The sequence below is a fragment of the Helicobacter cinaedi PAGU611 genome, from assembly GCF_000284635.1.
Classification (GTDB): domain Bacteria; phylum Campylobacterota; class Campylobacteria; order Campylobacterales; family Helicobacteraceae; genus Helicobacter_C; species Helicobacter_C cinaedi.
Genome location: NC_017761.1, coordinates 946,778 through 959,196, shown reverse-complemented (window position 1 = coordinate 959,196; position 12,419 = coordinate 946,778). Strand labels below are relative to the sequence as shown.

The window sequence follows — 12,419 nt, the reverse complement described above, 5'->3', positions numbered from 1 at the left end:
AATCCTAGCTTAGAAAGCTAGGAATACTTTTATTTTGAATCGCAGTAAGAGAGATTTCAACGCGGCGATTTTTCGCTCTGCCTTCAGCTGTTTTATTTGAAGCGATTGGCTCACTCTCACCTAGCCCATCAACCACAAAGCGTTCAGTCTTAACCTTTTGATTTTGAAGATAAGCCGCAACACTTTCTGCGCGTTTTTTAGAAAGGGCAAGGTTTGTTTTATCGGAACCTGTATTGTCTGTGAATCCAACAACGGTTACGATTGTTTTATCATATTTATTTAGCACTTTTTTATTTAGCACTTTTGCCACAGAGTTTAGCACCCTATAAAAATCAGAACTCAAATCATCACTTCCACTTTTAAAGGTAATATCACCGGGCATATTAAGGATAATCCCATCGCCTTCCCTTGAAACACTCACGCCTGTGCCTTGAAGCTCTTTGCGAAGTTGTTTATCCTGATAATCCATATATCCACCTACAGCACCACCAGCCAATGCACCTACACCAGCACCAATAGCTGCACCTTTAGCCCTATTTTTTTATTCACTAATGCACCAATACCTGCACCAACTGCCGCTGTGCCAAGCGCACCAATAGCAGTTTTGCTCACTTGAGATTCACCTGTGTATGGGTTTGTTGTGCAAGCTGCCAAGTCGTTGTTTTTAGCATACGAAGTCCTTTTTTATTTTGAGATTTTAAAGCTTGGGATTGTATCTGCAAAAGATTTGTTTTTACCTTAAAAATACACAAATTTTACAGAGAAAGAAGCTTTTTAATACATTGAGAAAAGGCTTTCTTGCGATGAGATATGGCATTTTTAGCACTTGGTGAAAACTCTGCTAATGTTTGCTTTTGCGGATTAGATTGAGCGGGAATAAAAATAGGATCATAGCCAAAGCCCTCTTTGCCCCTTGGCTTATCAATCACTTCTCCGTGCAAAACTCCTTCACTATACTCCACTACCAAACGCTCAAATGGTAGCAACATAGAATCTAGCTTAGAATCTAGCGTGGCGGATATTGGCACGATAAGCAAAGCAATATAAGCGGTAAAAAACGCAGGGATTTTTATCTGCTTCTTATTCGCTAACGCTGAAAGCCTTTCACATAAACACACAAGATTGACTTCATCAGCACTATTACTCAACTTCACCGCACTCTTTTGAATCTGCCCTTGTGCTTGTAAAAACTCATAATATCTCGCACTATAAATACCCGGCTCATTATCCAGCATAGGCACACATAGCCCACTATCTTCAGCGATAAAAACAAGGGGCGTTTGGAGTAGATGTCGCATAGAATCTTTAGTTTTATCATCTCGCATTTTATTACAAAACGCATTATAAACCGCCTTTAGCTTAATCGTGGCGTTCTCTTTGAAACTCGTGCCATTTTCTTCAATCTCAAAGGGCATAATAAAATCGCTATACGCATAGACATTTATAGAATCTTGCGGAGTTTGAGACAAGCCCTCAATCTGCTCTTGCAAAATCGCCCTAAACTCACGGATTTTATTATGATTACCTGTGGCTAAAATAATAGTCATTTATTCTCCTTTGTCGTCATATCAAATTCAATGCCAAAGTGTGTTTTTAGGTAAAATCGTGCGTTTTTTTCTTAAACTTCCTAGCTTAAGAAGCTTAATCCTATGTCGTGCTGCCTGTCGCTTGAATCTTAAGCTATCCTTGGGGTTTATGGCTAAAAGCATTTCATACGCCTCCCCACTTTGCAGTAACACCCTTGATTTAGGAGCAAAAAGCGGCACAGCACTTTTAAATCCGCATTGATTAAGCACACAAAGCCGCTTTATCTCTTGCAAGATTCCATCAGATATGTCTAAGCCTCCTTTTAAGAATCTTTCACAGCTTTGCACAAACTCCGCTCTAATCTCCGGCTTTAAAAATCGTCCTTTTGCTTTGAGATTTATCTTTGTGAGCCTTTGCTTATCGTTTATTAAAAGATTTTTTAGCACTTTTAGTCCTTGAGTGATAGTTTTGCTAGGATACCTATCGCAAGTGGCGTATAACACAGAATCTAGCGGGATTCTATCGCGAAAGAGCGTGTGTTTGTTGGCAAAACCAAACAATGTAATATGAAACGCTAAAGTTTGAGAGCTAATCGTATCACCACCGATAAGAAAAATATTGAACTTTTTGCAAAAATCACTTATCCCCTGCACGCATTCTCTTATCTCGCTTTTTCCCCATTTTCGTGGCAAGGCAATACTTAACATAGCATAAGCAGCAGTGGCATTCATCGCCACAATGTCAGAGTAATTAACCAAAAATGCCTTATACGCAAGAGTATAGGGGGAAAACCACTCCTGCAAAAAATGCACTCCCTCACAAAAGCTATCCATACCAATGACCAAAGGAGCTTTGCCCTTTAGTAGAATATGCGGGGATTTTAAAGCATTGTGCGATTTATGTTGAATCTGCGGCTGTGGAGTTTGTGATTTACAAAATTGCGTTTTTTGAATCCCTGCCTGAATCTGTGCTTTGTGTGTGCGTGGGTAGGCATTTTTCACATTGCCCAAAATCACACAATCATCACCAATGCCCTTTGTAACGCCACTTTGCTCTAATAAGCGGATAAAAAATGCTTCTTTGTCAAACGCCACTTTACAAGCCATTTTGTGCCTAGAATCTAACAAGGGTGGATTTTAAGGCTCAAATCAAGCCATTTTGCTTGATGGATAAGTGAGCCTACACTGATAGCATCAACGCCACTTTGTGCGTATTCTACGATATTTTCAAGGTTTATATTCCCACTTGCTTCAAGCTTAGTATGCTTGGCATACTCGTTGCGATACGCCACAACTTTTTCAATCTCATCTATTGACATATTATCACACATCACAACATCAGCTCCAGCCCCCATTGCGTTAATCGCAGATTCTAAGCTTTCGCATTCCACTTCAATGGGACACATAAATGGCACTCTATCTCTAGTAGTGCTAATTATCCCCCGTAAATCAGTAATATGAGCTAAATGCGTATCCTTTAGCATCAGCATAGAATCTAGCCCAAAGCGATGGTTACTCCCTCCGCCATTCACAACAGAATATTTTTCCAACTCCCGCAATAATGGGCGAGTCTTGCGTGTATCTAGCAACTTTATGGGTAGATTGCTAATTTTTGAGCTATAAGCATAGGTGAGCGTGGCGATTCCACTGCTATGAGCTAGGATATTCAGTAGCACCCGCTCCATTTGCAAAAGTGCAATATGACTTCCACTTAATACACAAAGCTTTGTGCCTTTTTTGAAACACTCCCCATCTTTATGAGATTCTAAAATCTTTATATCAAAATGCTTTGCCAATGCCTCCAAATACACAAAGCCGGAAAACACACCCTCTTCTTTAGCTAAAACATAAGCCTTTGCTTCCCTATCTTGTGCGATTAAGGCGTAGAGATCGCCCCTACCTAAATCCTCTTGCAAAGCTTGAATGATAAATTGCTGAATATGATATTGTGTCATCTTATGCCCCTAGTTTTATGATGAGTTTTATAAAATGAGAAAATATCATAGCGACACTCACAAGCGTGAGTGTCATTCCTGTCCTTATTTAACAGGGTGAAGCTCATTTGCGTAAAATTTAAAAGATTCAATACCTCTTTCCAACGCCCATTTGTAAGACACAGAGACAAAAGCCCAATTAATATGCTTCCAAAACGCTTCCAAATACGCAGGTCGCGCATTTCTATGGTCAATGTAATAAGCGTGTTCCCACACATCAACAACCAAAAGTGGCACTTTAAAATCTGTCGCAGGAGTTGCAGCGTTGCTTGTTTGCACGATTTCAAGCTTTTTATTTTGTGTGTTATACACAAGCCAATTCCAGCCAGAGCCAAAAAGTGTTGTGCTTGAAGCAAGGAATTTTTCTTTCAATCCATCAAGTGAGTCAAACTCCGCATTAATCGCCGCACTTAGCGCCGCACTTAGCTCACTTGCCTTAGGGCTTATGCAGTCCCAATAAAAGTCGTGATTATACACTTGAGCCGCATTATTAAACACACCGCCACTTGATTTTAAGATAATATCGCCAAGCTCCGCATTTTCAAACTCTGTGCCTTTGATAAGGTTGTTGAGATTATTCACATAAGTTTGATGATGTTTGCCATAGTGATATTCAAAAGTCTGTTCGCTTAAAAAGCTACCAAATTCGTTTGTGCCATAAGGCAATTTGCGTAATTCAAACATAGTCTCTCCTTAGTTTTATTGTGTTGTTTGCCCTTGCCAAGCAAATTCCATAAAGATTACAGAATCCATAACAAAAAGCAAGGCATTATAATCAAAATCTTTTAACTTTTATTCCACAATTTTATAAAATATATTTTCTCCCACACTGCATTGCTTTACAATATTTTTTTGGCAAAGTTGATATAAGAGTGCTAAAGTTTTTGAATCTAGCATTTTTTGTGCGTCTAATGTGCTTAATGGACGCCTTTTGATAAGCCCTATTAGCCCATCTGTGTCATAAGTTTGCAAGGCTAGATTCCCACTCTCTTTAGTCTGTGTGCGTTTTGGAAGTGAAATAGTAAGATGTGGATAAGCATAAAAACACGAAGCGAGTTCTTCTAGCTTTTCATCACTCACTGCCTCCACTTTATAAGCCGGCGGGCGATCAATACTCCCTATATCCACGCGTTTTAAACCTTTAAGCGTTGATAAAAATTCAGCAATTTCCTTAGCCTGTTCCATTGTGTCATTTATGCCTTTCACAAACAGCACTTCGCTCACAATCTCCCCATTAAACCTTTGGCAGAACTCGCTTATGCCCTGCTTAATTTGGCTAAGATTCAAACTCCTATGTGGGCGATCCACTCTCTTAAAAGCCCTAGATTCCAAACTATCGCAGGAAAACTTCACAATATCCACAAGCATAAGTGAATCTTGCACTTCTTTCTTCCATAAAAGTGAGCCATTTGTAAGGATAAGCAACTTTATAGAATCTGGCACTATCTCTTTAAGTTTGCTAATTAATTCATACAAATGCGGATACAGCGTTGGCTCACCATTTGCCGTTAATGTCAAAACATCGCATTTCTGCGTTTTTAGGGCAGATTGAATGGCTTGTAAGATAGAATCCACGCTCACAATCTCTTCCATACGCTCCATAGTCTTTGCCCATTGCAACTCACAATACACGCAGTCAAAATTACATTGCTTCTTACTCGGGGATAAATCCACGCCAAGTGATCGCCCAAAACGCCGAGAGTTTATAGGACCAAATACAATTTCCACGCTTTTTCCTTTCACGCCTTTTTCTCTAAGATTTAAAATCTTGCGAGTATAGCATATTTCTATTTATTGAGATAAAGCTTGTAGGGCAAAGCTTAACTTTTTACGCTACAATGGGCGTTTTGATTTTGACACACTAAATCCAAATTGAGATATGACAATATGAAACAATACGCACAACTTAGCATAACCCTTGCTCTAACTTTAGGCTTTTTTGGCTGCTCTGCACTCACGCCAGAAAATGCCGTAAAAATCGCCATAGCCGATGATCCAAACTACGCAATGCGACAAATCGCAGGAAATCAGTTTAGAATCTACGCCACAGACAGCAAAGCCCTTATGCGAGATATTAAGGAAGCCAAGCGACAATACGCAAAAGTCGCAAATGACCTAAGCGGCAATGTTGCCAAGCAATGGAGCAAGGAAGATGTGAGTTTGCCAAGTGCAGAATCTTATGTCAAATACTCAAATAACTATAAATCCAAAGCAACTATCAACTTCCATAGCGGTGCAATACGCATTGAAACCATTGATACTTCAAACCCCACAAAGTCCCTAGAACAAGCCATTACAAATACACTTCTTTTGCCCCAAGATCCAAGCAAAGTGGATTTGTATTCTGCTGATGATTTTAAATTTGATGGCAAACCTTTTCTAGCAGGGCTGATTAAAGACCACGATGGGCAAGATATTTTGACACAATGGCGTGCAGAGCGATATGCTAAATATCTTGTGGAAAATGAGCTAAAAACCCGCAAGGATAGCAAGGGTAAGCTTGTGAGCTATGTGGATTTGCAAATGGTGGGAGATTATCAAAGTAAGAGCGAGCATAAATACGAAGATCTTGTATTGAAATATGCTCATAAATACAATATCTCTCCCGCCCTTGTGTTAGGCATTATCCAAACAGAATCTAACTTCAATCCCTATGCGGTAAGTAGTGTGCCTGCCTATGGGCTTATGCAGGTTGTGCCAAGCACAGCGGGGGCTGATGCGTATGAACTCATAAATGGCAAAAAAGGTATGCCAACAAAAGAAATGCTTTTTAACCCTGAAACAAATATTGAATATGGCGTAGCCTATCTTAGCATTCTTTTTAACCGCTATTTAGCGTCAATAAAAGATAAGCAAAGCCAAGAATACTGCGTGATTACTGCTTATAACGCTGGGGCTGGAAGTGTGCTAAGAACATTTGCAAATGATAAGAATGAAGCTTTCAATCGCATAAATGCTATGTCTCCAAAAAAAGTCTATGACACGATTCAATCAAAGCTCCCTTCTAGTGAGGGCAGACGCTACCTTATGAAAGTAACCACGCATAAGAAAAATTACGAGCATATTAAATAAGAGCGGTTTAAAAAATGAGGTGGGTGCGTTAAAGGTATATGAATGAGATTAGTAGAATTTTACTCCGAAGAAAAAACTTGTAGCTACATAGATTCTAAAAAAAGCATTTTTAGATATTTTCATATTCAAAATGTAAAACCTAGCTTCTACCACGGGCTTTTGGAGCGGGGCTTTAGACGCTTTGGGAATTACTTTTTTGTGCCAATGTGTCAGGGCTGCAATGATTGTATCTCAATCCGCACTTTGATTGATGATTTTAAATTTAGCAAGAATCATAAGCGAGTGCTAAAAAAAGCTCAAAACATAGATATACAGATACAAAAGCCCACTATCTCACAAGCCCACATAGAGCTTTACAACCGCTATCATCAAACTATGCGAGATAAAAAAGGTTGGGATTACACGCCCACAACGCCAGAATCTTATATGGATATGTTTGTAGATGGACATCAAGATTTTGGCTATGAGTTTTTATACTTTATAGATTCTCAGCTTATTGGCGTTGGGCTTGTTGATGCGTTGGGGCAAAGCATTACAGCAGTGTATTTTTACTATGATCATAATTTTTCACATTACAGCCTAGGCACACTTAATATTTTAAAGCAAATCAGCATAGGGCGGGAGTTTGGACTGAAATATTTTTACCCTGGATATTGGATTAAAAATCATTATTGTATGGGGTATAAGGAGCGTTTTACGCCCTTTGAAGTGCTGAAAAACGCCCCAGATATTTTTGAGCCACCCATTTGGGAGCTTTACATTAAGGAGTGAAAATGCAGTTTTTACAAAATTACCTTGAAGCCTTGCAGGATATTTCTACACAGGATAAAGAGCACACCTACCGCACGCCATTAGAAAATTTACTAAACGCATTAAAAGGAGAGTCTAAAACTATCCATATCAAGCACGAGCCAAATAATGATAAAGAAGGCAGGGGTGCACCAGACTTTTTAATCACAAAAGATTCTCTTACACTTGGCTATATTGAAAACAAGCGCATAAATGCCCCTTTAGATGAAATCACACAAGACAAGCAGATTCAAAAATACTTCCGCCTAAGCTCAAATATCATTTTGACAGATTATCTTAGATTTTGCCTTTTACGCCAAGATGAAAAGGGCAAAATAAGCATAAAGCAAGAGTGCAGAATCTGTGAGCTTTCACAGCTCCAAGCCCTAGTGAAAAACCCCAAGCTTTTTAGCCTAGATTCTAAAGCAAAAGAGCTAACCGAGCTTTTCACACTCTTTTTCTCTCAAAGTCCAAGCCCCATAAATACAGCTAAAGAGTTTGCAAACGCCCTAGCTCAAAGGACTAGAATCCTAAAAGATGAAATGATAGAAAAGCAGAGCAACGCTCACATACAAGGGCTTTTTAACGCCTTTAAAGAATCGTTATATAAAGATTTAGACTTCATCACTTTTGCCGATAGCTTCGCACAGACGCTGACTTATAGCCTGTTTTTAGCAAGGCTAAACAACAACACAAGTGAAAACATCACCCTAGATAATGCCTACAACTTTATCCCCAAATCTTTCTCACTTATCCAAGCGATGAGCAAATTCCTACGAGAGCTAAAAGAGCTAGATTCTATCAAATGGCTTTTAGAAGAAATCATCGCTATTATCAATCACATAGACATCGCCGCCATTATCCACGATCTCAACAAACTCTCGCAAAAAGACTTGCTAGGAGAGCATATCTACAAAGACCCATATTTACATTTATATGAAGACTTTCTCAAAGAATATGATGAGAGCTTAAGAGAAGTGCGAGGCGTGTATTACACCCCTGCTCCAGTGGTGAAATTCATCATAGATTCTATTGATTTAACCCTGCAAAAAGACTTTAATAAGCAAGGGCTACAATCCGCCATCACTGATGATAATATCACGCTTTTAGACTTTGCCACAGGCACATGGACATTTTTACTAGAAGCTTTTAGAAAAGCCCTAGAATCTAGCAATAAAAACAGCGTGAAATACAACCCAAAAGCCTTGATACAAAGATTCTATGGATTTGAGTTTTTAATCGCACCCTACACCATAACACATCTTAAAATCTCTCAAGCTTTTAAAGAAGAGTTTGAAGCCCAGCTAAATGACAATGAAAGCCTAAATATCACGCTGACAAACACACTCTATGTGAGCAGCAAAGAAGATGAAATCAATAAGCACAGCAATCTCTTTGTAGGTATGGCAGAGCTTACAAAGGAGTTTGAAAAAGCCCAAGAGATTAAAGGCAAAGATATTTTAATCATCACGGGCAATCCCCCATATAGCGGAGCTAGTGCAAACAAGGGCTTATATGAAGATGAAGTGCGTATCACCTATGGGCTAGAGCCAAAACTAGCCGAGCTTACAAAAGCCGAGATAGAGAGCCTATCACGCTACTTTTCAAACAAAAGCAAAGACAATGTAAAAACCTTTAAAAGCATACTTGATAGACACAAACTCCAAAATGAGAAAAACCCAAAATGGCTGCTAGATGACTATGTCAAATTTATCCGCTTTGCTGAATCTAAAATTGAAAAGCAAGGGGGTGGAATCTTTGCCTTTATCTCTAACAATGCCTTTTTAGACAACCCAACATTTCGCGGTATGCGTTATCACTTGCTAAGGACATTTGATAAAATCTATATTTTAGACCTGCACGGCAATACGCGTAAGAAAGAGACCACACCAAGCGGCGATAAAGATGACAATGTGTTTGACATTATGCAAGGCGTTTCTATCAATATTTTTATAAAAACCACAAAAGATTCTAGCAATCTAGCGACAATCTACCACTATGATCTCTATGGCAAACGCAAGGATAAATATGAATTTTTATATAGCAATACTTTAGATTCTATACAATGGCAGATTCTAACCCCACAAAACCCCTTTTATCTCTTTATCCCACAAAATGAGTCATTAAGAATAGAATATGATAAAGGCTGGAGTGTAAAGGATATTTTTAAGGTTTCTGGTGTGGGGATTTGCTCCAAAAGAGATAAGATAGTGTTTCACAATTCTAAAGAAAGTTTAAAATCAATGCTACACGATTTTATCACTAAACCAAAAGATGAGCTATATAAAATCTATGATATAGGGGAAGATTCTAGAGACTGGAAACTAGAATCTGCCATAGAAGCAATTAGAGAAAATAAAGATAATTTAGATGAGTTTATAAAACTCTGCCATTATCGTCCTTTTGATATACGTTGGACTTATTATATCAACAAATCTCGTGCTTTTATGGCGTATCCTGTCTATGATGTGTTTCAACATTTTCTACAAGATTCTAATGATATGTGGGTAGAAAACTTCACGCAAGAATTTAGAGCATTTATAGATTCTAAGTATAAAGAGCATTTTAGCCCCGAGCAGATTCTAGGCTATATTTATGCAGTGCTATTTCATAAGGATTATAGAGAGAAGTATTTAGACTTTTTGAAAATTGATTTCCCAAAGATTCCATTTGCAGAATCTAAAGAGAAGTTTTTAGCTTTAAGCGATTTAGGCTTAGAGCTACTTGATACGCATTTAATGAGAGAGAGAGAGAGAGAGAGAGAGAGAGAGAGAGCAGAAAATGATGAGAATGACTTGCAATATAGGGCTAGTAACTTGCAGACAGACAAGAGGTTCACAAAGCTTTCATCACTCATTTGTGGCACATACAATAATGGAAATGTGTTACATTTCAAACAGGGGGACAGAGGGCAATTATCTATTCCCACTCTATCTTCACAAGGAATCTTTATGAAAAATATCGGTTTAGTATGCGATAGGGGGAGTAAATTATCTCAAATTGATAATATTTTCATCACAGATTCTATTATTGATTTGCATTTAGTAGGCAGTGGGAGCTATGTTTTCCCACTTTATTTGACACAAAGGATATAGAATGAATGAGTTAGAATCTATCGGCGAGCCACTCTATAATGACAAAAATGATAAAAATCTCATTATAGAAAAGCCCAGCTACAACTCAGAATCTAAAAGGCTTTTTATCAACAAAAGCTTATATTTTGACAAAGTAGAATCTAGCGTGTGGGAGTATAAAATCGGCGGTTATCAAGTCTTAGACAAACATCTTAAATCCCACAAAGGCGAAGAGATAGACTTCACACATTTTCAAAAGATAATCCAAACCTTGCATAAAAGCCTAGAGATAGAATCTCGCATTGCCACAATAGAATTAATGTGAGATAAGCAGGATTAAGATGAGTGTAAATACAAGGCTACAAGGCATTTATGCTATAAGTGATGAGATTCTAACTCCCTATGAGATTTTATCTCAATGTGTAGAATCTGCTCTCAAAGCTGGAGTAAGAATCTTCCAGCTCCGCGACAAAAGCCATAGCGATGAGTGGCTTTGCCCCATTGCAAAGGAGCTTTTAAAGCTGTGTGAGCGATATAACGCCCTTTTTGTCCTTAATGACAGGCTAGACCTTGCTCTTAGGCTTAATGCCCCAGCACTACATATCGGCAGAGATGATGGGGAATTTTCCCGTGTGAGAGAGCGATTTAGCGGGATTTTGGGTGCTTCAAGCTACGGGGATTTACAAAGGGCAAAGGTTTTAGAATCTTTAGGGGCGGATTATGTAGCTTTTGGTGCATTTTTTCCCTCTCCTACAAAGCCAAATGCCGCTGCCGTTCCGCTTGAACTTCTAATCCAAGCTAAACAAACACTCAAGATTCCCATCTGTGCCATCGGTGGCATTAGCACTCAAAATATTCATCTGCTAAAAAATGCCGATATGAACGCAGTAATAAGCTCTCTATGGGCTAATAACTCACAAGATTCTAGCACCTTAGAATCCACACGCACAAACTCCACTTATACAGAATCTACTCTGCAAAACCGCTTAGATTCTATTACCCACAACGCAAAAGCTTTGCAACAGTATTGTAAATGACAAAAAGCGATAAAACACAATCACAAAGACTACATTTGGGTTATACAATCTGCCAACGCAAAAATTCATAATATCAAAACGATCAGTCTAACTTACGCTTAAGGCACAACCTTAAAGCGTGTTGAAAATAAATCGCACGAAGTGCAGACCTTGTAAAGCGTTGTAGGGGGTGAGCGGCACGACTGCGAACGATTTTTAAGGGGGAGTAAGCGGTATATCTGCGAACCGACTTCGCGTGCAGTAGCGAAGCTACGAACCCACGCTTGCAAATTTAAGCCCCTCCCCTTAAAGATAAAAAAAGAAAGAAAATTTTGTTAGAGATATTTTAGGACTAAGTCCTTCAATATGACAAATGGATTTTAACACTTTGCTTATTACTCCACCTAACCTTTACCACTCTTCCCCAATGCCCAGCATTATGCACTTATCAAAGCGGGGCAAAACACAATACGCAAATATTTCCTGCCCTAGCCCAAAAGATTCTAAATCGCTTAAATACCGCCCATCAAAGCTAAGGTAGAAGCTTTCATCATTTGGCGTAAGCCTAGCGCCAATGCCCACACCGCCCAAATGGCTATACTTAATAAACTCCGCCATATACGCCCCTATCAGCACAATCCCACCACGCCATTGAAGCCTTTGAATATCTGTAAAGCCGCGATACACGCTATATTCAATCACAGGACGCCTATCATAATAAGGATAATCTTGCTCTAGCGATTGTTTTTTAACCTGCTCCACATAGGAGCGTAGCATAGGGGCATATTGCTTTAAATAATAACTGCCATCTTTGGGTAGACTAAAGGGGTTTGGAGGCTGATTGACCACTGCATTGCCTAACGCATATATGTCTAAGCACAACACACATAGACATATATACACACAAGCACAGGCTTTTTGCAAGGCTATAAGTAGCATTACAGAATC

13 protein-coding genes are annotated in these 12,419 nt (G+C 38.9%); 5 read left to right on the top strand and 8 right to left on the bottom strand.

Annotation, left to right across the window (positions count from 1 at the left end):
* Window positions 1-4: 4 nt before the first annotated feature.
* The 7 genes from HCN_RS04790 to HCN_RS04765 all read right to left on the bottom strand — a co-directional run bounded on the left by HCN_RS04790 (window position 5) and on the right by HCN_RS04765 (window position 5,248).
* Window positions 5-469, bottom strand: a complete 465-nt coding sequence (locus tag HCN_RS04790) for an OmpA family protein (RefSeq protein ID WP_014666722.1) — start codon at window positions 467-469, stop codon at window positions 5-7.
* Window positions 470-501: 32 nt separating this feature from the next.
* Window positions 502-654 carry a hypothetical protein gene (locus HCN_RS11425; protein ID WP_158309889.1) on the bottom strand — a complete coding sequence of 51 codons (153 nt, stop codon included), beginning with the start codon at window positions 652-654 and terminating at the stop codon, window positions 502-504.
* Between the two features lie 101 nt (window positions 655-755).
* A complete protein-coding gene (locus tag HCN_RS04785; RefSeq protein ID WP_014667557.1) occupies window positions 756-1,547 on the bottom strand; it encodes a non-canonical purine NTP pyrophosphatase in 792 nt (263 codons plus the stop codon).
* 27 nt (window positions 1,548-1,574) lie between these two features.
* Entirely contained in the window at window positions 1,575-2,633 is a 1,059-nt protein-coding gene (locus HCN_RS04780; protein ID WP_014666721.1) for a thiamine-phosphate kinase, read from the bottom strand.
* Window positions 2,634-2,647: 14 nt separating this feature from the next.
* The gene (gene nadC / locus HCN_RS04775) at window positions 2,648-3,481 is read right to left on the bottom strand and encodes a carboxylating nicotinate-nucleotide diphosphorylase (RefSeq protein WP_002956696.1); all 834 of its coding nucleotides are present in this window, start codon (window positions 3,479-3,481) and stop codon (window positions 2,648-2,650) included.
* Window positions 3,482-3,565: 84 nt separating this feature from the next.
* Window positions 3,566-4,204 (bottom strand): superoxide dismutase, encoded by a 639-nt coding sequence (locus tag HCN_RS04770; protein WP_014666720.1) that lies wholly within the window; start codon window positions 4,202-4,204, stop codon window positions 3,566-3,568.
* Between the two features lie 108 nt (window positions 4,205-4,312).
* Window positions 4,313-5,248 (bottom strand): radical SAM protein, encoded by a 936-nt coding sequence (locus HCN_RS04765; RefSeq protein ID WP_014666719.1) that lies wholly within the window; start codon window positions 5,246-5,248, stop codon window positions 4,313-4,315.
* A 159-nt stretch (window positions 5,249-5,407) separates the two neighbouring features.
* On the opposite strand from HCN_RS04765, the gene HCN_RS04760 reads away from it, so the two are divergent.
* Genes HCN_RS04760 through thiE form a run of 5 tightly spaced genes read left to right on the top strand, consistent with a single transcriptional unit; the run spans window position 5,408 to window position 11,492 of the window.
* Window positions 5,408-6,592, top strand: coding sequence for a murein transglycosylase domain-containing protein (locus HCN_RS04760; RefSeq protein WP_014667555.1), 1,185 nt, complete (start codon window positions 5,408-5,410; stop codon window positions 6,590-6,592).
* Between the two features lie 42 nt (window positions 6,593-6,634).
* Window positions 6,635-7,363 (top strand): arginyltransferase, encoded by a 729-nt coding sequence (locus HCN_RS04755; protein ID WP_014666718.1) that lies wholly within the window; start codon window positions 6,635-6,637, stop codon window positions 7,361-7,363.
* A gap of 2 nt (window positions 7,364-7,365) precedes the next feature.
* Window positions 7,366-10,476, top strand: coding sequence for a type ISP restriction/modification enzyme (locus tag HCN_RS04750; protein ID WP_014667554.1), 3,111 nt, complete (start codon window positions 7,366-7,368; stop codon window positions 10,474-10,476).
* Between the two features lies 1 nt (window position 10,477).
* Entirely contained in the window at window positions 10,478-10,780 is a 303-nt protein-coding gene (locus HCN_RS04745; RefSeq protein WP_014667553.1) for a type ISP restriction/modification enzyme, read from the top strand.
* Window positions 10,781-10,796: 16 nt separating this feature from the next.
* A complete protein-coding gene (gene thiE, locus HCN_RS04740) occupies window positions 10,797-11,492 on the top strand; it encodes a thiamine phosphate synthase (protein WP_014666717.1) in 696 nt (231 codons plus the stop codon).
* A 390-nt stretch (window positions 11,493-11,882) separates the two neighbouring features.
* On the opposite strand, the gene HCN_RS04735 is transcribed toward thiE, so the two are convergent.
* A complete protein-coding gene (locus HCN_RS04735; RefSeq protein ID WP_002956705.1) occupies window positions 11,883-12,410 on the bottom strand; it encodes a hypothetical protein in 528 nt (175 codons plus the stop codon).
* Between the last annotated feature and the right edge of the window lie 9 nt (window positions 12,411-12,419).

Coding starts and splice junctions, on each gene's coding strand:
- HCN_RS04785 (WP_014667557.1), bottom strand. CDS start 1,547: ATGACTATTATTTTAGCCACAGGTAATCATAATAAAATCCGTGAGTTT.
- HCN_RS04750 (WP_014667554.1), top strand. CDS start 7,366: ATGCAGTTTTTACAAAATTACCTTGAAGCCTTGCAGGATATTTCTACA.
- HCN_RS04790 (WP_014666722.1), bottom strand. CDS start 469: ATGGATTATCAGGATAAACAACTTCGCAAAGAGCTTCAAGGCACAGGC.
- HCN_RS04780 (WP_014666721.1), bottom strand. CDS start 2,633: ATGGCTTGTAAAGTGGCGTTTGACAAAGAAGCATTTTTTATCCGCTTA.
- nadC (WP_002956696.1), bottom strand. CDS start 3,481: ATGACACAATATCATATTCAGCAATTTATCATTCAAGCTTTGCAAGAG.
- HCN_RS04770 (WP_014666720.1), bottom strand. CDS start 4,204: ATGTTTGAATTACGCAAATTGCCTTATGGCACAAACGAATTTGGTAGC.
- HCN_RS04745 (WP_014667553.1), top strand. CDS start 10,478: ATGAATGAGTTAGAATCTATCGGCGAGCCACTCTATAATGACAAAAAT.
- HCN_RS04755 (WP_014666718.1), top strand. CDS start 6,635: ATGAGATTAGTAGAATTTTACTCCGAAGAAAAAACTTGTAGCTACATA.
- HCN_RS04735 (WP_002956705.1), bottom strand. CDS start 12,410: ATGCTACTTATAGCCTTGCAAAAAGCCTGTGCTTGTGTGTATATATGT.
- HCN_RS04760 (WP_014667555.1), top strand. CDS start 5,408: ATGAAACAATACGCACAACTTAGCATAACCCTTGCTCTAACTTTAGGC.
- thiE (WP_014666717.1), top strand. CDS start 10,797: ATGAGTGTAAATACAAGGCTACAAGGCATTTATGCTATAAGTGATGAG.